Source organism: Chryseobacterium formosense, assembly GCF_900116415.1.
Taxonomy (GTDB): domain Bacteria; phylum Bacteroidota; class Bacteroidia; order Flavobacteriales; family Weeksellaceae; genus Chryseobacterium; species Chryseobacterium formosense.
In genome coordinates this window covers 91,739-111,477 of sequence record NZ_FPAP01000006.1, presented here as the reverse complement: position 1 = coordinate 111,477, position 19,739 = coordinate 91,739, and the positions used below count along the sequence as shown (strand labels likewise).

The following is a 19,739-nucleotide window of genomic DNA, read 5'->3' as shown; positions in this document are numbered from 1 at the left end:
AATTCCGCCATTCTCATTTTAGTTTAATTTTTTCCGCGATTGTCTTTAATCTCCTGAATTTTATTTTCAAAATATTCTTTCCGTTCAGGATGTTTATTGACTAATATCTGAAATGCATTGATTGCTTTTGTGTACAGTTTCTGCTCAAGATAAAGATTTGCCAGTGTTTCGGTCATTAAATGCGAAATATCGTCTGTCTTTTCTTTTACAACGAAATTTACTTCATCTTTCAGCTGACTGATTTTAGGATTGTTTTCAATAAAAGATTCAATAACTTTATTCTTTATTTCAATCTTATCTTTTTCAACTTCTTCTGTTCTGTCGATTTTCAGCCAGCTTTGCCAAGTGTTGATAAAACCGGGAACATTACTGTCTAAAAGGTTACTTTCATTTTGAACAGCTATTTCCGGATTTTCTTCAATAGGTTGCTTTTCTTCTTTTTGAATGGATAAACTTGAAATATCATTTCCGAAGAAAGAAACATTCATCACCGGAACTTCGTCATCTTTGATAGAATCAGTAGCCTCAGTTTCTACATTTTCTTCAATATTTTTTACCTCATTTATAGGTTCTTCAATATTGCTTTCTACAATAATCTCTGATTTTTCTTCTTCTATTTTATTGTCTGAAATTACTTCAGTTTTTTCTACTTTTTCTGCAGGTTCAGATTGAATTTCCACTTTTTTGCTGAACGAATCAGGGGTATGAGATTCAAAACTCATCGGCTTCCAAGTTGAAACTGCTTCTTTTTCAGTTTCTGTGTTTAAAACCTCGAGTTTTTCTTCGACAATTTTCTCTGCAATTTTTACAACAACTTCTTCAGCTGCTTTTTGCTCTTCACCGATATGGAAAGCCTGAGTTTCAGCAAAACTGATTTCTCCATCAATTTCTTCATGCTGAATTTCCGGTTTTTCTTCTACATTTTTTTTCTGAGACTTCATTTTCTTCTCCACCTCTTCAATTAAGCGACGCATCTCATCTTCATGCTTACTGAGGTTCGATTTTGAAATTTCAGAGACGGCATCATTTCCGGGATCGTTGGCTTCAATTTTGATTTCCGGTAAAAAAGAATCTGTTCCATGGAAACTCAACTCTGATTCATCATTGATTTTTTCCGCAACATTTTCAGAGTCTATTTTATCTTCTTCAATGATTGTTTCAGGATTTAAAACCTTGCTGATTTCTTCCGATTCAACAGAATCATTTTTTTCATTGATATTTTTTCCTTCCGAAATTTCGGCTTCAGGATGTAATGATTCTATTTTTAAAAAGCTTAATTCAGATTCATCACCGATTTTTTCAGCGACTTTTTCTGAATCTATTTTATCTTCATTAATAACAGTTTCAATGTTTAAATCTTCTGAAATTTGTTTTGAATCTACCGGCTTAGTGATATTTTCTTCAACAGTGTCTTCATCTACAACCTTAGCTTCAGGTTCGAAAGGTTCTATTTTAATGAAACTGGATTCTGACTCATCATTAATTTTTCTCTCAACTTTTTCAGAATCTATTTTATCTTCGTTAATAATTGTTTCTGACTTTGGAGCAACAAATTCTGTTTCAGGCTTTTGTTCGACTTCAGATTCAGCAACAACTTCTTCTGTCGAAAATGGTTTTTGGGTAACAATTACTCCCGATTCTAAGGTTGCTTCAAGATCGATCGTTGCATTATTCGTTTCATCGAGAAAATTCTCTTCCCCCTCAAATAAAATACGGTTGCGCTCTCCATTTACAAATACATGCTTGATTTCAGGCTTTGGAGTAATCAAAGATTGGGAAACAGCTTCATAATCATGTTTAGGAGCCACTACTTTTTCTTCTGCAACAGGATTTTCGACCTTTTCAGTAGGAAGATCATCTGTTTTTTCAGTTATAGAAGATTCTACAGTTAGCTGATCAGCTTTTATCTGCTGGATTTTCCCGTTGATCAGCTGATACAGAATCTTTTTATCTGTAGTATAAGCAGCCGTTGTAGATAGTTCTTTCTGATAATTTTCTTTATCAAAAAGGTGCACTCCGTACAAATGTAAAGCACGGATGTTTTGAATATAAGGGAAAGAATTAATTTCCTGTTTCAAAAGACTGAGATCTTCTGACTGTATATTTTTCGGATTTTTTAATAATTCTAAAACTCTAGTATTCACCATAATTACCAGTTCGCGACAATGTCGTTAAAAATTTTATTGATGATTCTGTCTGTTGCGATTTTCACCTGTGAAGCTTCAATGTCACTCTGCGAAAGGCTGCTGTTGAAAACGGCTTCATCAGAATAATTTCTGTCGAAATTCAATTCCGGGTGCAGCTTATTTTCGTAACGAACTTTCACCGTGATCGTTAATTTATTCTGAGATTCCTGAATTGTTCCACCTGCAGTTGTTTGTTGCGTGGTGGAAGAAATCGTTGTCGGAGAAATTGAGTAATCGGTAATTTCACCTTCAATCAAAATATCAGGATTTTCTTTTGTTCCTTTAAGGGTTGTACGCTGTAAAAATCTATTCTGAATATCTGTAGAAAACTGCTGCGATAAGGTAGGATTTACATACGCTGCATTATTAGGAAACTCATTGATCTGAACTGTTTTTTCGTCAGTAAGTGACGAACCTGAAAAACTGTAGCAGGAATTGAGTAATCCGACAGATATAATTAATAGTAAAAGATTTTTAAGCTGATTCATTATAAAATTATTTTAATATTTTTCTTGAATACCGATCTCGGTAATTTCATCATATTCTATCTGCTGAATGGCATCTTCGTAAGCAAAATAATTTGCTGCGTAAAGAAACGGAGCCGTTACAAAAATACCAATACCACAAGCAAGAATACCTATTTGTGATAATATGCTGGCTACAAGTGAAAACAGGAAAATATTGAGTAGATTTCCTTTAGTCATTACTTTAGAAATATTCCATGCTGTTTTAATATCTGTGATCCCTTTATAGCTGATTAAAGGTGAAATATAGAATCCTTTTAGCACAAAATAATAAATTGCAAAAAACACCACAAACATATAAGGAAACATCAGAATCCCGAAAATCGGACTTACTTCTCCACTCGAATCTGCTGTAGCTCCCGCAATACCAGCAAAAATAATGAAAGGTATATACAAAACAAATACGCCACCGATAATAATCAGCTGTAAAATAAAATAAGGCATAAAATCTTTAAAATCAAAAATTTCTCCTGCACTTGGATTTTGATTCTTATTCAGTTTACGAAGATATTTGTAGTAATTCCCCATCGCTAAAAGTCCGCAAAACGGAATGATAGACATCAGAAAAGTCACTAAAAAGCCCACGAAAATGCTTCCGAAGTCTTTTTTCATAAGCTCAAAGCCTTTGTTGATGTATTCTCCAAACTTAAAATTGATCGGTTTAGGTGTTAAATTTACATTCATGATTTAGGTAGTTCTTTTTTTTATTCTTCTAAGTTATATTGTTTTATTTTCCTGTATAAAGTTCTTTGTGAAATTCCCAATTCGTCTGCCGCCCTGTTTCTTCTTCCGTTGTGTTTTTCTAAAGCTTTTACAATTAAATCTTTTTCATTATTCTGAAGCGATAAAGATTCCGGTCTGTTTTCCTCAACCTCAATATCTTCAATGTCCTCATAAGAATTCTCCGAATCTGAAATAATTGTAGGATTCTGAACATTCTGATTGATGTTATTATTGTTTTCAAAATACAGCAAAGAATTCGAATTTGCAGCTTGCTGAGTTTCAGGAGTGTAAATTCTGTTAATTAAATTCTTTTCCTGATTGCTCAGATCCGCAGTTCCTCTGTTCTTAATCAGTTCCGAAGTTAAGGATTTTAAATCATTTATATCGTTTCGCATATCGAAGAGAATTTTGTACATAATTTCTCTTTCGCTGCCAAAATCGCTTTGTTTTTGTGTATTTGGCTGATTCACGACCATCGGCAAATGAGCATCCATCGGAATATATTCTGCCAGTTTTCCGACAGTGATATTTCGTTCACGTTCCACCACCGTCATTTGCTCTACCAAATTTCTCAGCTGACGAATGTTTCCCGGGAAAGTATAATTTTCGATATAATGAACGGCACTTGGGTCTAACACCAACTCAGGCATTCTGTATTTTTCGGCAAAATCGATGGCAAATTTTCTGAAAAGCAAATGAATATCTCCTTTTCTTTCTCTTAAAGCCGGCATATCAATTTGTACTGTATTTAAACGATAAAACAAATCTTCACGGAATCTTCCGTCGTGAATTGCTTTCATCATATTCACATTGGTTGCTGCAACAATTCTCACATTGGTTTTCTGAACCTGCGAAGAACCTACTTTCATAAATTCACCGCTTTCAAGAACTCTCAGAAGACGAACCTGCGTCTGTAAAGGAAGTTCACCAACCTCATCAAGGAAAATTGTTCCTCCATCTGCCACCTCGAAATATCCTTTTCTGGTTGCTGTTGCACCCGTAAAAGCTCCTTTTTCGTGCCCGAAAAGTTCAGAATCAATGGTTCCTTCCGGAATTGCTCCACAGTTTACAACGATATAGGGTTGATGTTTTCTTTTGGATTCTGAATGAATAATTTTCGGAATAAATTCCTTACCAACACCACTTTCTCCCATAACAAGGACTGAAATGTCTGTGGGCGCTACTTGTATTGATTTTTCTAAAGCTCGGTTTAGAGCCGGAAAATTTCCGATAATTCCGAAACGGTTTTTTATATTTTGAAGTTCGCTACTCATAAGTAAAATTTAGATTATTGAATTTGAATTTTGATTTACTAAATTGTAAATCTGATAATTAGCTTAATAATTTGATTAAAAATCTTAGCTGATTAATTCTAAATCATCTTTATTTCTGACTTTTGAAACTTTGGTTTTAAAATATAAAATTTCAGCAAAAAGATTTTCTTTGCTGTTTTTCTCGAAATTTTTCAGGAGTTGATCATGCTTTTCTATATTAGAAAAAACTGTCTCTGATTTATTTTTATAAGAATATTCGCAATTTTTTCCGGAACAGATTTTTCCAATTAGATCAGCTGCGGTTTCTTTATCATGAATCGCAAGATTGCAACCCTGCTTTTCAGCACAAAACTTTCCCGAAACTTCAAAATCATGATTTAAAATCTGATTATAAAGCTCATACAACTGCTTACAATCTTCACTTTCGGCAGTTCCGTTTGTTACCTGTGCCGAAATATTGCTGCAGATTATTACCAACAATACACTTAGGCAATACTTATGAAGTTTTTCCATTGTCTGAGTTTAAAATGTTAATAAAATCTTCTTTACTTGGCAATACGGTAAAATATTTACTCGCAAAAATCTGTTCGTTATCTTCTGGCAAAGTATATTGAACTAATGCTTCACTTTTATCCTGACACAAAATAATTCCTATCGTTTTATTTTCATCTTCAAGGCGTTTTTCTTTGTCGTAATAATTTACATACATCTGCATTTGCCCAATGTCCTGATGCTTCAACTCACCGATTTTTAAATCAATTAAAACAAAACATCTTAAAACCCTGTTGTAAAAAACCAGATCGATCTTGAAATGTTTTTCATCAAAAGTAATTCTATTTTGCCTTGCCACAAAGGTAAAACCAGTTCCTAATTCCAAAAGAAAATGCTCTAATTTATCAATTAATTCTGATTCCAATTCGCTCTCAGAATAATGTGGTCTTTCGGATAAGCCAAGAAATTCTAAAACATACGGATCTTTGATGAGATCTTTCGGTTTTTCTATAATTTGGCCTTTTTCAGAAAGTTGAAGGATTTCTTCTTTATTTTTACTTAAAGATAATCTTGTATATAAAGCCGAATCGTATTGCCTTTGTAGCTCCCTTAAGCTCCAATTATTTTTAAAACTTTCAATTTCGTAGAATTTTCTTTCCTGAATATCGTTTATTCTCATTAGTTTAAGATAATGAGACCATGAAAGATTGAAATTAACAGACGGTGTCTGTTGAATTTGAAAAACGTCAGATACTGTCTGACTTATTGAATTTTGTAATTCCGCAGACAGTGTCTGCGGAATTGAGTAAGACAAATAGAATTGTCTCATCTGTTCTAAATTTCGTTGAGAGAAACCCTTACCAAATTTTTCTGTAAGATGTGTAGACAGATCTTTAAGGACAGCCTTTCCATACTCTGCTCGACTTTCACCATGTTGCTCATCCTCTACAATCATCCTTCCTATCTCATAATAAGTGAGAACCATCGTCTGATTTACAGCCACCGCAACTCTCTTTCTGGCATTATCCAGTAATGCAGAAATATTATCTAAAAGTTGTTTTGTCGTTAAATCGGCAGACATATTTTATTTTGAAACAGTTTCTCCTAAAAGTGTGCCTTGTGTATTATCAAAAACAAAAACATCCACAATGTCACCTATTTTCTGACCTTCCAGCATATCAAATACGCAAACCGCGTTTTGGGAATTTCTTCCTTTCCATTGGTTTTTATTCTTTTTCGAAATCCCTTCAATTAAGATTTTATGTGTTTTTCCAACATAAGACTTCATCCTATTTCTTGACAATTCCCCTTGTAAAGCAATTACCTCTGCTAAACGTCTTTGTTTAACATCAGCAGGAATATTATCTTCCATTTTTTTGTGAGCCGGAGTTCCAGGTCTTTCTGAGTAAGCGAACATATAACCGTAATCGTATTCCACTTCTCTCATTAAGCTCAATGTATCTTGGTGATCTTGTTCAGTTTCGTTACAGAAACCAATAATCATATCTTGAGAAAAAGAAATATCAGGAACAATTTCTTTAGCTTTTTTAATTAAATCTAAATATTCTTCACGCGTATGTTGTCTGTTCATTGCTTCCAGCATATTATTACTTCCGCTCTGAACCGGTAAATGAACATATTTACAGATATTATCGTGCTTCGCCATCATTCTAAATACATCCAGACTCATATCCTGCGGATTTGAAGTTGAGAATCTGATTCTCATTTCAGGAACTGCTTTAGCCACCAAATCAAGCAACTGAGCAAAATTCACTGCTGTTGCTTTCTGCATTTCTGATGCTTTTGCGAAGTCTTTTTTAGGACCTCCTCCATACCAAAGGTAAGAATCAACGTTTTGACCTAATAAAGTGATTTCTTTATAACCGCTTTCCCAAAGATTTTTACATTCATCTAAAATAGAATGCGGATCACGGCTTCTTTCTCTACCTCTTGTAAACGGAACCACGCAAAATGTACACATATTATCGCAACCTCTCGTGATCGTAACGAAAGCAGTAACACCATTTCCGCCTAAACGAACAGGATTAATATCGGCATATGTCTCTTCTTTTGAAAGAATGACATTGATGGCATCTCTTCCGTCTTCGGTTTCTTTTAAAAGATTCGGCAAATCTCTGTATGCATCAGGACCAACGACCAAATCAACCAACTGTTCTTCTTCTAAGAATTTGGTTTTCAGTCTTTCCGCCATACAACCTAAAACACCAACCGTCATATTCGGACGTTCTTTTTTCAGGTTTTTGAACTGAGAAAGACGCATTCTCACCGTTTGTTCAGCCTTTTCACGGATTGAGCAAGTATTTAAAAGGATAAGGTCAGCTTCTTCTACTTTTAGAGTAGTGTTGTATCCCTGTTCATTAAGAATAGATGCAACGATTTCAGAATCAGAAAAATTCATCTGACAACCATAACTCTCCAAGAATAACTTCTTGGAATTACCCTCTCGTTCAGCGATTGCAAAAGCCTCTCCCTGCTTTGTTTCGTCTATATATTTTTCCTGCACGGTTTTTAAAATTTGAGATTCGAGATTCGAAGTTTGAAATCAAAACTACTGTGTAATTTCAAATTCAAACATTAAATTTCAAATCAATTGAATTTGCAAAGATACAAAATCTTGTGACAGAATGTCATAGAAATGGGTAGACTATTAAAAAGCCTATTGAATAAGAATTAGTAGGCATTAAATCGTATAGGCATTCTGAATACCTGCTTTACAGGAACTCCTTTGTAGTAACCTGGTTTCCAGTAAGATTTTTTTGTATTAGAAGCGCAATCGACAACCATCTTGTTGAATTTCTCCAAATCAGACTGATTTTCAATATAAAAAAAGCCTGCCTCGCCTTTTGTATCAACATCAAAATTAATAACAAAAGAATAGTCTAAATTTGCTCTATACCCATTCGAATCAAAACATTTAACAAAGTTCTCGCGGAATTTCATGATATCACTTTCTTTATCCTTATACATATAAACAGGATTTGAAAATTCTTCCTCACTAAATCCTTTTTTAAGTAAAAGGTCGTCTGTAAAAAGAGTGCAGAACATTGCAGCTGTTTTATTCCCATCCAGTTCGGCTGGCTTCCAGTTTTTCACAGATTTCATCAATCCCAAAACCTTATCTTTTATACATTTATTATTTGCGACAGCAAGCGTATCCGGATCTGCAACATATTTTACTTGATTGTCAGGATAAATAATAAACCTCATAAACAAAGCTTCTGTTTTTTCACATGGCTTTATTCCGCTTTTTACAGCAGCGTCCTGAATATCTTTGTTAAAACCTTCCCTTCCTCCTTCATAAAAATCCTGACCTTTTGGATAATTATACAAAACCTGAGCATCAATACTGATAAAAAATATTGAGGTAATAAGAATAAAAATTTTAAGTTTCATGGTAAATAAATTAAAAATAGCCATTGCAAAATTACAACAGCTAAAATAAAAAATTTATTCGTTAGTGTATTTTAAGAGTATTTAAATTATTTTATTCGTGATCAACATGATCAGAAGTAAAATTTATTTTAATTACTTTTTTAGAAATTATTGGTACTCCATCTTTCATTGCAGGCTTCCATTTCTTTTTAACTTTTTTAATGGCAAACTCCATGTCTTCAATAAATAATTCGCTGTTTTTCACTTTAGGTAAAACATTCAGGTTTTCAACTTTTCCTTCAGTACTAATGTCAAAGAGAAAAGTAAACTGACCATTTACCGCATATTTACTCATATCAATATACCCATGAATCATTCTTAAAAATTCATTAGTGAAGGCCTTATCACCTCCTGGAAATTCAGCATTACTGGTTATTATAGAATTTTCTGTATTTGGTTTTAAGTCTTGTGAAAAACTTTTAAACCCAATCAGTAGGAGCAGTACAAAAAAATGTTTATTCATATTTACATATCTGCCGATAAAGATGAGAAATTCATTTTTAATTTCATTTCAGATTTTACGGCTTGTCCGTTACACATTGCGGGTTTCCAGTTTTTCTTGATTCTTCTCACGACATACTGCATATCATCAAAAAATACTTCACTGTTCAGAACTTTGGGGTCTCCTGCAACATCTGTCACTTTCCCCATTGCATCGATAGTTAATGTAAATGTGAAATCACCTGTTAACGTATAAAAATCAGAATTGAGATAGGTGTACATATATTTTCTTAAAATATCCTTGTAAGCTGCAGCCCCACCCTCGAAACTTGCCGCCTGAAAATCATTACAGCCTTTCAATGCAACCTGCATGAATGGTTCTTTAATATCAATTTTCAAAAGGTTTTTATTATTCTCAACAATAAATGAATCGTCTCTGTCTTCAAGATCCTGCGCAAAGGCGAAGTTTGCAGCAAAAAGACCTAAAAATAAAGCTAATGTTTTCATAAAATTACTTTTTTAAATTACATTAAAAATCAAGCCAAATAAAGAAAACTTCACAACGAATGTGAAGTTTTTTATGAGTAATGAATTTAAATTTACAATACTTCGATCTGATTTTTCAGAAGATCTTCAAACTCGTCTCTTTTTCTAATCAAATGTGCTTTTCCGTCTAAGAAAAGAACTTCTGCAGGTTTTAATCTTGAATTAAAATTGGAACTCATTTCAAAACCATAAGCTCCTGCATTATGGAACACCAAAATATCGCCTTCTCTTACTTCATTCAATTTTCTGTCCCAGGCGAAAGTATCCGTTTCACAGATATTTCCAACAACGGTATAGATTCTTTCTGCACCTTTCGGGTTTGATAAATTTTCAATCTGGTGGTAAGAATCGTAAAACATCGGACGAATCAAATGATTAAAGCCTGAATTTACACCAACAAAAACCGTTGCCGTAGTTTGTTTGATAACATTTGCTTTTACCAATAAATAACCGCTTTTTCCTACTAAAAATTTTCCGGGCTCAAACCAAAGCTCAAACTTTTTTCCTGTAGATTTTGAAAATTCGGCAATTACTTTTTCCACTTTTTTCCCTAAAGTTTTCACATCGGTTTCCTCTTCACTGTCCTGATAAGGGATTTTAAATCCGCTTCCCATATCAAGGTATTTCAGATTCGGAAAATGTTCAGATAATTCAAGCATGATATCCAAAGCCTGAAGAAAAACATCAGGATCTTTAATCTCGCTTCCGGTATGCATGTGAAGTCCTTCTACATTAAGATTGGTTGATTTCATCACTCTTTCGATATGACGAACCTGATGAATGGAAATACCGAATTTTGAATCGATATGACCTGTAGAAATTTTATAGTTTCCACCAGCAAAAATATGGGGATTGATTCTTACTAAAATGGGATAAGAATTTCCGTATTTGTTTCCAAATTGCTCAAGAATAGAGATATTATCGATGTTGATATGTACTCCAAAAGTCATTGCTTCCTCGATTTCAGCAAGATCTACACAATTCGGAGTAAAGAGGATTTTTTCTTTAGGGAAACCTGCTTTTAAACCTAATTTAACTTCATTTATCGATACGCAATCCAAAGAAGCACCCAGGTTCTTGACATATTTCAGAATATTAATGTTGGTCAATGCCTTTGCAGCATAAAAGAACTTTGTGTGTTTTAAAAAAGAAGATGTAAGTTTTTCGTATTGAATTTTGATTGACTCTGCGTCGTAAACATACACCGGTGTGCCAAATTCATTGGCGATCTTTAATAATTCTTTTGAATTCATAATCTAAATTTTACATAAAAAAAGGCAGATTCTTCGAAAAGAGCCTGCCGCAATAATTATTTTTTTATGCAAGGCAACTCCTTAAATATTCCAAACCTTAGAGAACTTTATAGTTCCCTTTTTACCAGTTTTATTTTGTTTAAAATTTTGCATTGCTTTTGTTATTCTTTTGCAAAAATACTATTTTTTACTCAGATTAATTATTTTGAGTATAAAGTTCATCTATTTTTTCCAAAACTGAGATTACTTCGGTAATGGCAGCGTCTCAAAATCTCCACGGAGCAGTGCCAACTGCAATTCATTGATCAGATCAGAGGTTGACAAAGGCAAATCGATTTTAAGCTTTGAAATTTTACTCATGGTCTGAATCTGCGTAAACAACTCATAAAAACCGTAAGAAACCACTTTTCCTTTTTCAATAATCAGGAATAATTTTTCTCCTAATTTTCTTCCGCTTCCAAGCCAAAGTTCATTTCTCTTTTTGAAATCGATTTTCCTTCTGAAATTTTCGACATTCTGATATTCTTCGAACGTATTGATAAACTGAACCGCTTTTGAACCCTGCGTAAATGCCCTGAATTTCAGAAGTGGTTTTTCTGTCTTATTCAGTTTATTTTTTTCGACTATATATTTTTGGTTTTTATAATACAATCCGAAAGGAAAGATTTCTCTCTTTTTTATCCCTTTTGAGTTTAAAATCAGCTTCGCAATAATATCAGTTCCTGTTAATTCAAAATTGATTTGTTCCGTTTCATTCTGAACGTTTTCCCATTTTTTTGATTTGGAATTAAAAAGCTTTTTAGAATATCTGTTGATATCCTGAACGTAATCAGAAAAAATAATCTTCCCTTCATCATTCTGAAAATAAATAAAGCCTTTTTCGTTTGGCAAATCCTGAGTTAACTGCTTGATTTTGTTGATGTAATTCTTAGCATTGGTTTCATCATGCTGCTTCTGAATAATTTCATTTTCGGTATCTTTCGAAATCAAAAGTTTAAAAAGCTCTAAAGTAGCTCTCGCATCTCCATCAGCTCGATGAGCATTTACGAGAGGAATCCCTAAAGATTTCACCAATTTCTGAAGAGAATAGCTTACCTCATCGGGAATCAGTTTTTTTGCTAAAGGAATTGTATCTAAAGTATTGATTTTAAAATCATAGCCAAGCCGACTGAATGATTGACGAAGCATTCTGTAATCAAAATCGATATTGTGACCGACTAAAGTAGTGTTTTCTGTAATTTCAACAACTCTTTTGGCCAATTCATGAAATTTCGGAGCCGTTTTTACCATTTTCGGGGTAATTCCCGTCAGTTTCTGCACAAAAGGAGTAATATCTCCTTCGGGATTCACAAGTGAAATAAACTGGTCAGTGATTTTCTGACCATCATAACGATAAATGGCAATGTCTATAATGCATTCTTTCCTGAAACCTGCACCATTACTTTCTATATCAATAATTGAATACATTTTGTAGTCTTACTTTAAGCTTGTACAATCAAAAACCAAACCTTTTAAAATCCGGTATCTTGCTAAAAGGCTAATCTGCTAAAATAATAAAATTACATTTAAAAATCAAAGAGATCACTAAACTCCAAATTATCTTCTTCGTTTTCCTAAACCTAGCATTCCTAAAATCGCTTTGGCTCCTTCACGCATCAGAGTATTTGCAAATGTTCTTCCGGCGCTGCTTTTCATCACCTGCTCAAACATTCCCGGTTCTTCTTTTACAGGTTTTGTTTTTTCTGTCGGAGCCGAATTCTGAACCGCCTGTTCCATTCTGTTCACCAGAATTTCGTAAGCCGACTCGCTGTCAATTGCTTTCTCATATTTTGAAACCAATGCCGATTTTGAAGTTAAATCAGAAACTTCTGCATCATTCAAAACATCCATTCTTGATTCCGGAGAAATCAAATACGTATGAACCAAAGGTGTCGGAATTCCTTTTTCGTCCAAAGCTGTAACAAAAGCTTCACCGATACCCAAATTCTGAATCAGTTCCGAAGCATTATAAAATTCCGTTGTCGGATAATTTTCAACCGCTTTAGAAATTTCTTTTTTATCTTTTGCCGTAAATCCTCTCAATGCATGCTGGATTTTTAAGCCTAATTGCGAAAGCACACTTTCCGGAACATCTCCCGGAATCTGAGTAATAAAATAAATTCCTACTCCTTTAGAACGAATCAGTTTTACCATCGTTTCAATTTGTGAAACCAAAGCTTTTGAAGATTCATCAAAAATCAAATGCGCTTCATCGATGAACAAAACCAATTTCGGTTTTCCGCTGTCGCCTTCTTCAGGGAAAGTCATGTAAATTTCAGCGAAAAGCGAAAGCATAAATGTTGAAAACAATTGTGGCTTATTCTGAATATCCGCAACTCGTAAAATATTGACAACCCCTTTTCCATCTCTCGTTTCCAGCAAATCATGGACATCAAAGCTCAATTCACCAAAGAAATCTGCAGCTCCCTGTTGTTCCAAGGCAACAATCGATCTTAAAATTGCCCCTAAAGATGCGGGTGCAATCGACCCGTAATTGGCTGCCAATTCCGCTTTTCCCTGTGGATTATCGGTTACATATTGTAGAACTTTCTTTAAATCATTCAGATCAATTAACGGCAAACCTTTATCATCGCAATATTTAAAAACAATCGACATAATGCTTTGCTGCGTATCATTCAGCTCTAAAATTTTGCTTAATAAAACAGGTCCGAATTCGGTAACGGTTGCTCTCAGCTTGATTCCTTTTCCACCCGAAATGCTCATTAATTCTACAGGAAAAGCTTGTGGATTGTATGGAAGCTGGGTTTTAGCATAACGTTCTTCAATGATTGAATTCATTTGCCCGGCTGCCGCAATTCCCGAAAAATCTCCTTTGATATCTAAAACCAAAGACGGGATTCCTGCGTGAGATAGCTGTTCGGCAAAAACCTGAAGCGTTTTGGTTTTTCCGGTTCCGGTTGCTCCGGCAATTAATCCGTGTCGGTTGATTGTTTTTAAAGGAATGGTAACATTGACTTCAGTGACCACATCACCATCCAGCATTCCTTTTCCTAATATAATATGTTCTCCTTTCGGAGTATATCTTGAACTCAGTTCATCAATAAATTTTGTTTTATCTGCCATTTGATTTTTTTAACTCTTAAATATAAAATTTTTAGAGAATATGTTGATGATGATTTGTGGTATTTATTTTAATTAAAATTTTAAAAGTCTACTAAATTAATATGATAAAAAACAGCAATTTCGTTTTAATGATATTTAAAATTGATTTATGCCTAAAAATCAGTGAGTTTCCATCATACAAAATGTTTGAAAATTCTAACAATCGACAGAAACTATCAGCAACAATATATATTTCTTTACAATTATTGACTTACTTTGTATCTTTATAAATAATTTAAAACAGATCCAATGAAAGTTGAACAAATATATACGGGCTGTCTGGCTCAGGGTGCCTATTATATTGTATCAGAAAACGAAGCGGCAATTATAGATCCTTTAAGAGAAGTGAAGCCTTATCTTGATCGTTTAGAGAAAGATAATGTAACCTTAAAATATATTTTTGAAACTCATTTCCATGCAGATTTTGTCTCGGGACATTTGGATTTAAGCAAAAAAACTCACGCTCCGATTGTTTACGGACCGACTGCAAAACCTGAATTTGAAGCCATCATCGCTGAAGACGATCAGATTTTCGAGATTGGAAAAGTAAAAATTAAAGCACTTCACACTCCCGGTCACACCATGGAAAGCACAACTTACCTTCTGATCGACGAAAACGGAGTTGAAACTGCAATTTTCACAGGAGACACTTTATTTTTAGGCGATGTTGGAAGACCGGATCTGGCTCAGAAAGCCGGAAGCGTAACTCAGGAAGACCTTGCCGGAATTTTATATGACAGTTTACATACTAAAATTATGCCTTTGGATGACAGCATTACCGTTTATCCGGCACACGGAGCGGGTTCAGCTTGCGGAAAAAATATGCAGAAAGAGACTGTTGATATCCTTGGAAACCAAAAAAGAACCAATTACGCTCTAAATCAACCGGATAAAGAATCTTTCGTAAAAGAAGTTCTTGATGGTTTAACAGCTCCACCGAAATATTTCGGGATGAATGTTGCCATGAACAAAGGCGGCTACGAAAGTCTTGATGATGTCATGAATAAAGGTTTAAACCCTGTTTCGGTAGAAGATTTTGAGAGCTTTGCTGAAGAAACAGGAGCTTTGATTTTAGATACAAGAAGCCCTGTAGAATTTCACAAAGGTTTTGTTCCGAATTCAATTAACATCGGATTGAAAGGAGATTTTGCACCATGGGTAGGAACTTTAATTGTTGACGTAAAACATCCTTTATTACTGATTTCTGACGAAGGAACTGAAGAGGAAGTCATTACAAGATTAAGCAGAGTGGGTTTTGATAATGTTTTAGGATATTTAAAAGGTGGATTTGATGCCTGGAAAAACTCCAGTAAAGAAACTGACGAAATAAAAAGAATTTCTCCTTCTGAATTTGCTGAAGCCTTTAATGAAAATTCAAAAGTGATTGATGTAAGGAAAATCTCAGAATATTCTGCAGAACATATTGACAACGCCTACAGCAGACCTTTAGACACAATCAGTGACTGGGTTTCCACGGTTGATGATTCTGAGCATTTCTTTCTACATTGCGCAGGAGGTTACCGAAGCATGATTGCAGCAAGCATCCTCAACTCACACGGAATCAGAAACTTTACTGAAATAGAAGGTGGCTTTAACGGAATTAAAAAAACGGAAAAATTTCCGGTTTCAGATTTTGTTTGTCAGACAAAAACTCTGTAAAATGAAACTGAAAATATTTTACTTTTTGATTTTTTCTTTTCTTATATTTTCCTGCAAAACTCAAAATACGGCTATAAGTACAAACGCAAATATTATTGAAATTGTAAAAAGCCCGGATGTAACTTTGGTTGATGTAAGAATTCCGGAACAATTTGCAGAAGCAACGGCTGAAAATGCCATCAATATTCCGTTAGCGGAAATAGAAAACAGAAGCAGCGAATTAAAAGGCAAGAAAGTTGTTGTATTTTGCAACAAGGGTATTCAGGCTGACCAAGCTGTAGAAATTCTTAAGAAAAACGGCGTGGAAGTTTATGACGGAACGAGTCTTCAAAATGTAAAAGCCATTCAGAATCTAAAAAATTAATTACAATGTCACAAAAATTTCAGGAACTCATCAATTCGGAAAGACCGGTACTGATTGATTTTTTCGCAACCTGGTGTCAACCTTGCAAAGTACAGTCATCTGTTTTAACAACAGTGAAAGAAAATATAGGTGAAGGCGCAAGAATTGTGAAAATAGATGTTGATCAGTATCCCGCAATCGCTTCTCAATATGGAGTACGAGGAGTTCCGACTCTAGCGGTTTTCAAAAACGGAGAATTGTTGTATAAAGAAAGCGGAGTACATGACGTGAATCGTTTGACACAGCTTTTAGAACAGTATATTTAGGTTGAGGCTAAGATTAAAAAAAATAATTTTACTTTCACGGATTCACACAGATCTTTATTCTCATTCATCTGTGAAAATCTGTGTAATCTGTGGGATTTTCCAGCCCCAATCTCAGTCTAAATTTTAATTTCAAAATTATCCCGATCGTTCAAAAACTGAAAATGTTCTCTGAAATCTTTCAGTTCATTAATATCTAACTCTGCAGTAACAAGGTTTCCATCTTTCTCGGCAATTTCTTTTCCGTCAGCAAAAAAACAATGCGAACTTTCCTGATACAAAAGATTATTACCATCGGTTCCGACTCGGTTTAAACCAAAAACAAAAGAAAGATTTTCAATAGCTCTAGCTTTCAAGAGATGTTCCCACGCTCCCACTCTTTTTTCAGGCCAGTTTGCCACATATAAAATGGCATCGTAATCATCATTATTTCTTACAAAAACAGGAAATCTCAGGTCATAGCAAACCTGCAGCATAAAACGGATTCCTATATACTCAACAATGACTCTGTGTTTTCCTGGAGTGTAGACTTTATCTTCCCCTGAAAACGAAAACAGATGTCTTTTATCATAATAAACAACTTCAGCATCGGGCTTTACGAAATACATTCGGTTATAAAACTGACCGTCAGCTTCAACCGGAGCGCTTCCACAAAATGCTGCATTTTTTTCTTTTGAAATCTTTTTTAAAAACTCCAGAGATTCTTCATTTTTATCTGAAACTTCAGCAGCATCCATGCAAAATCCTGTCGAAAACATTTCAGGCAGAAGAAAAAGATCAGCAGTTTCATTTTCCAGTTGCTGGGTAATCAATTCGAAATTTTTTGCCCTATCTCTCCAAACGATGTCAAAATTTAATCCTGTAATTTTCATATGTAGATTTCTTTTTTTTAATTACCATATGTAATCGCTACGTTAGTGCATGCATATGATTCAAAAACATGCATAGCGATTTCATATTCTCAATTCAAAGTTCCATAAAATTACGGCTTTTAATTGACTTCGGTTTTATTTTTGCTGCGGATATTTTTTAGTAAACATTTAAAATTAAAATTTATGAAGAAATTGGTTTTGATGTTGATGCTTTTTATGGGAGCAGCAGTCAGCGCACAAGCCTACACAGGGAAAGGTGATCAGAAAGTAAATTTAGGACTTAATGCATGGGGATATGGAACAGGAATCACGGCAACTTATGACTATGGTTTAAATCAGCTTATTTCCATCGGAGCCGGAGGAAATGCGTATTTCGACAATTACAGAGACAACGATAAAGACAACAGGGTTTTTATTTTCGGGCGAGTAAACTTTCATCTAAGAGAAGCTTTAGAATTGCCGGAGCAGTTGGATATTTATCCGGGAGTTGATTTGGGTGTTTTAGGAAGAGATTTCGGAATCGGAGCGCACATTGGTGCAAGGTATTTCTTCACAGATAAATTCGGAGTTTTTGCAGAGGTTGGTAACAACGGAAGCCTTGGTGTTTCTTTTAATTTCTAAATCTGCCACAATATATGACAAAGCTTCTCATTTCGAGGAGCTTTTTTATTTGGCATCCTTTTGATAATTGTTACCTTTGCAAATTAAAATCTAAAAACAATTAATGGAATTAGCAATCAAGATCTTTCAATTCATATTGAGCATCTCCATTTTAGTAATTCTTCACGAGCTTGGTCATTTTTTACCTGCAAAGTGGTTTAAAACCAAAGTAGAAAAATTTTATCTTTTCTTCGACCCGTGGTTTTCTGTAGTTAAAAAGAAAATCGGTGAAACGGAATATGGCATCGGATGGCTTCCTTTCGGAGGTTACGTGAAAATCGCCGGAATGGTTGACGAAAGCATGGATACCGAACAGCTAAAGCAACCGGCTCAACCTTGGGAATTCAGAGCAAAACCGGCTTGGCAAAGACTAATCATCATGATGGGTGGAGTTACAGTAAACTTTTTCCTTGCGTGGATCATTTACGGATGCCTTTCGTTTTTTAACGGAGAAACTGTTTTCGACAGTACTAAAGTAAATGCACCCATGAATTATACCCATGTTGCAAAAGCAATGGGTTTTCAGGATGGTGATAAAATTTTAAAAGTTGACGGAAAAGTTCAGAATAATCTTGATAAACTTTCATTAGACATATTATTAAGTGACGATATTACTGTTTTGAGAGACGGTAAAGAAGTTACTTTCCCAACAAATGACGACGGCAAAGCTTTAGCATTTAAAGATCCAAACCCGAAAGCGTTCCTTACACCAAGATATCCTGCTGTAATTGATTCTATATACAATGCTAAAACAGCTGCTGCAGGTTTAAAAGTTGGCGATCAGGTAATTTCTGCAAACGGAAAGAAAATTGCCTATTACGACGAATTTCAGGAAGTCGTAAGAAATAATGCAGGAAAAGATCTTAATATTGAGGTTTCAAGAAATGGAGCAGTTCAGCCACTGGTTTTACAGGTTTCAAAAGAAGGAACTTTAGGTCTGGCTTCTTACAAACAGCTGACAAAATATGCTGAAACTAAGCATTTCACTTTTGCTCAATCGATCGGAAGAGGATTTACAAGAAGTATCGAAAGTTTGACGTATCAGGTTAAGCAATTTAAACTGATTTTCAATTCAAAAGTACAGGGATATAAAAAAGTAGGTGGTCCATTGGCAATCATTAAAAACATGCCTGTTGATAAAGCGAAAGATGGAAGTGTATCAATTGACTGGACGTTGTTCTGGAGTTTTACCGCTATGTTCTCGGTTTGGTTGGCATTTTTGAACCTGATTCCGATTCCCGGATTGGATGGAGGTCACGTTATTTTCACATTATATGAAATGATTGTTGGTAAACCAGTTCCTCAAAAAGTTTTAGAAAACGCTCAGATGGTTGGAGTTATCTTCCTGTTAGGCTTGATGTTACTGATTTTTGGAGCAGACATTTTCAAAATCATTACGAATAAATTTTAATTTTTTTGAAAATTTTAATTAAAAAATTTGTTTGGTTTAAATATCCGTCCTATATTTGCACCACTTAAAAACAAGGACATTCCTCCTTAGCTCAGTTGGTTAGAGCATCTGACTGTTAATCAGAGGGTCGCTGGTTCGAGCCCAGCAGGAGGAGCAAAAAAGACTTACAGAAATGTAAGTCTTTTTTATTTACATTAATTTCAGAGTCTAATTATTTCAAATTTAAATTCCTGAAAAATAATCTGATAGCTTGTCTCAGCTGTTTTTGTGTGAAAAATATTTGCTTAATGTTATTTTTCATATTATATTTGCACCACTTAAAACAAGCAAATTCCTCCTTAGCTCAGTTGGTTAGAGCATCTGACTGTTAATCAGAGGGTCGCTGGTTCGAGCCCAGCAGGAGGAGCAAAAAAGACT

The 19,739-nt window shown here is 34.5% G+C and carries 19 protein-coding genes and 2 tRNA genes; 7 read left to right on the top strand and 14 right to left on the bottom strand.

Features of this window, described 5'->3' with window-relative positions:
- Positions 1-23: 23 nt before the first annotated feature.
- From BM371_RS18740 to BM371_RS18680, 13 genes are all read right to left on the bottom strand, one after another.
- Positions 24-2,147 (bottom strand): hypothetical protein, encoded by a 2,124-nt coding sequence (locus BM371_RS18740; protein ID WP_034677627.1) that lies wholly within the window; start codon positions 2,145-2,147, stop codon positions 24-26.
- A 2-nt stretch (positions 2,148-2,149) separates the two neighbouring features.
- Positions 2,150-2,674 carry an LptE family protein gene (gene lptE / locus BM371_RS18735; protein ID WP_034677626.1) on the bottom strand — a complete coding sequence of 175 codons (525 nt, stop codon included), beginning with the start codon at positions 2,672-2,674 and terminating at the stop codon, positions 2,150-2,152.
- Positions 2,675-2,686: 12 nt separating this feature from the next.
- Positions 2,687-3,394, bottom strand: a complete 708-nt coding sequence (locus BM371_RS18730; protein WP_034677625.1) for a hypothetical protein — start codon at positions 3,392-3,394, stop codon at positions 2,687-2,689.
- A gap of 20 nt (positions 3,395-3,414) precedes the next feature.
- Positions 3,415-4,707: a sigma-54 interaction domain-containing protein gene (locus BM371_RS18725; protein WP_034677624.1), complete on the bottom strand. Its 1,293-nt coding sequence runs from the start codon at positions 4,705-4,707 to the stop codon at positions 3,415-3,417.
- 84 nt (positions 4,708-4,791) lie between these two features.
- Positions 4,792-5,220 carry a hypothetical protein gene (locus BM371_RS18720; protein ID WP_034677623.1) on the bottom strand — a complete coding sequence of 143 codons (429 nt, stop codon included), beginning with the start codon at positions 5,218-5,220 and terminating at the stop codon, positions 4,792-4,794.
- Entirely contained in the window at positions 5,204-6,280 is a 1,077-nt protein-coding gene (locus BM371_RS18715; RefSeq protein WP_034677622.1) for a PDDEXK nuclease domain-containing protein, read from the bottom strand. The genes BM371_RS18720 and BM371_RS18715 overlap by 17 nt, the downstream gene beginning before the upstream one ends.
- 3 nt (positions 6,281-6,283) lie before the next feature.
- The gene (gene miaB / locus BM371_RS18710) at positions 6,284-7,723 is read right to left on the bottom strand and encodes a tRNA (N6-isopentenyl adenosine(37)-C2)-methylthiotransferase MiaB (protein ID WP_034677620.1); all 1,440 of its coding nucleotides are present in this window, start codon (positions 7,721-7,723) and stop codon (positions 6,284-6,286) included.
- A gap of 167 nt (positions 7,724-7,890) precedes the next feature.
- Positions 7,891-8,613 carry a hypothetical protein gene (locus tag BM371_RS18705; RefSeq protein WP_034677618.1) on the bottom strand — a complete coding sequence of 241 codons (723 nt, stop codon included), beginning with the start codon at positions 8,611-8,613 and terminating at the stop codon, positions 7,891-7,893.
- A gap of 91 nt (positions 8,614-8,704) precedes the next feature.
- Positions 8,705-9,115 (bottom strand): energy transducer TonB, encoded by a 411-nt coding sequence (locus BM371_RS18700; RefSeq protein ID WP_034677617.1) that lies wholly within the window; start codon positions 9,113-9,115, stop codon positions 8,705-8,707.
- A 2-nt stretch (positions 9,116-9,117) separates the two neighbouring features.
- Positions 9,118-9,600 carry an energy transducer TonB gene (locus tag BM371_RS18695; protein WP_034677616.1) on the bottom strand — a complete coding sequence of 161 codons (483 nt, stop codon included), beginning with the start codon at positions 9,598-9,600 and terminating at the stop codon, positions 9,118-9,120.
- A gap of 92 nt (positions 9,601-9,692) precedes the next feature.
- Positions 9,693-10,892 (bottom strand): diaminopimelate decarboxylase, encoded by a 1,200-nt coding sequence (gene lysA / locus BM371_RS18690; protein WP_177225358.1) that lies wholly within the window; start codon positions 10,890-10,892, stop codon positions 9,693-9,695.
- 243 nt (positions 10,893-11,135) lie between these two features.
- The gene (locus BM371_RS18685; protein ID WP_034677614.1) at positions 11,136-12,359 is read right to left on the bottom strand and encodes a 3'-5' exonuclease; all 1,224 of its coding nucleotides are present in this window, start codon (positions 12,357-12,359) and stop codon (positions 11,136-11,138) included.
- Positions 12,360-12,488: 129 nt separating this feature from the next.
- Entirely contained in the window at positions 12,489-14,015 is a 1,527-nt protein-coding gene (locus tag BM371_RS18680) for a helicase HerA-like domain-containing protein (RefSeq protein WP_034677613.1), read from the bottom strand.
- A gap of 288 nt (positions 14,016-14,303) precedes the next feature.
- On the opposite strand from BM371_RS18680, the gene BM371_RS18675 reads away from it, so the two are divergent.
- Genes BM371_RS18675 through BM371_RS18665 form a run of 3 tightly spaced genes read left to right on the top strand, consistent with a single transcriptional unit; the run spans position 14,304 to position 16,382 of the window.
- Positions 14,304-15,713, top strand: a complete 1,410-nt coding sequence (locus BM371_RS18675) for an MBL fold metallo-hydrolase (RefSeq protein ID WP_034677612.1) — start codon at positions 14,304-14,306, stop codon at positions 15,711-15,713.
- A gap of 1 nt (position 15,714) precedes the next feature.
- Entirely contained in the window at positions 15,715-16,077 is a 363-nt protein-coding gene (locus tag BM371_RS18670; RefSeq protein ID WP_034677611.1) for a rhodanese-like domain-containing protein, read from the top strand.
- A gap of 5 nt (positions 16,078-16,082) precedes the next feature.
- The gene (locus BM371_RS18665) at positions 16,083-16,382 is read left to right on the top strand and encodes a thioredoxin family protein (protein WP_034677610.1); all 300 of its coding nucleotides are present in this window, start codon (positions 16,083-16,085) and stop codon (positions 16,380-16,382) included.
- A 116-nt stretch (positions 16,383-16,498) separates the two neighbouring features.
- Here the strand turns inward: BM371_RS18665 and BM371_RS18660 are convergent, their stop codons facing one another.
- Positions 16,499-17,251 carry a nitrilase-related carbon-nitrogen hydrolase gene (locus BM371_RS18660; RefSeq protein WP_034677609.1) on the bottom strand — a complete coding sequence of 251 codons (753 nt, stop codon included), beginning with the start codon at positions 17,249-17,251 and terminating at the stop codon, positions 16,499-16,501.
- 183 nt (positions 17,252-17,434) lie between these two features.
- Between BM371_RS18660 and BM371_RS18655 the strand changes: the two genes are divergently transcribed.
- The 4 genes from BM371_RS18655 to BM371_RS18640 all read left to right on the top strand — a co-directional run bounded on the left by BM371_RS18655 (position 17,435) and on the right by BM371_RS18640 (position 19,728).
- Positions 17,435-17,872 (top strand): DUF6646 family protein, encoded by a 438-nt coding sequence (locus BM371_RS18655; protein WP_034677608.1) that lies wholly within the window; start codon positions 17,435-17,437, stop codon positions 17,870-17,872.
- 103 nt (positions 17,873-17,975) lie between these two features.
- Positions 17,976-19,322: an RIP metalloprotease RseP gene (gene rseP / locus BM371_RS18650; protein ID WP_034677606.1), complete on the top strand. Its 1,347-nt coding sequence runs from the start codon at positions 17,976-17,978 to the stop codon at positions 19,320-19,322.
- 80 nt (positions 19,323-19,402) lie between these two features.
- Positions 19,403-19,476, top strand: a tRNA-Asn gene (locus BM371_RS18645).
- Between the two features lie 178 nt (positions 19,477-19,654).
- A tRNA-Asn gene (locus tag BM371_RS18640) sits at positions 19,655-19,728 on the top strand.
- The last annotated feature ends 11 nt before the right edge of the window (positions 19,729-19,739 follow it).